Raw genomic sequence first — 516 nt, 5'->3', positions numbered from 1 at the left:
GTCCATCACCCCAGTACAAGTTCAGTTTGCCTTGTTTGAGGTCTTGATACATATCCAAGGCGGTAAAATCGTATCGGCCAGAAGAGAATTTCTCTTGCAAGTTCAGTTTGGTGACTTGTTTTTGAATCGCGGCATCGGAGACGCTTTGAGATTCTGGCGATATCCACTCCATCGGCACGGCGTGTACGCTGTTCCAATAAAGATCAAACTGATCCGCCGTTTGCTGCACGGCTTCCCCGTAGAGCAGTAAATCGAAGTCGCCGAACTCTACTTCTGATTCAAAAGAGAAATACTCGTTACCAATATTTCGTCCACCGACAATCGCAGAGACACTGTCAGCAATCAGCGATTTATTGTGCATTCGGCGGTTCAGTCGTTCGAAGTCACTGGTTAACGCAACGATTCGTGCAGAGCGGTATTGGTGAGGATTGAACAGGCGTATTTCTATATTGGGGTGCGCATTTAGAGCCGCCATGACGTTGTCGTTGCGTTTTTGCATGTCATCAAGCAGCAGCC

1 pseudogene is annotated in these 516 nt (G+C 47.9%); it reads right to left on the bottom strand.

The window, feature by feature from the left end:
- Nucleotides 1–516 (bottom strand): annotated as a pseudogene (locus R8N49_RS30510) (phospholipase D family protein); the annotation flags it as partial.

This window comes from Vibrio sp. 1978, from assembly GCF_033344345.1.
The sequence above is the reverse complement of the archived record's forward strand: the minus strand, read 5'-3'. Positions and strand labels throughout refer to the sequence as shown.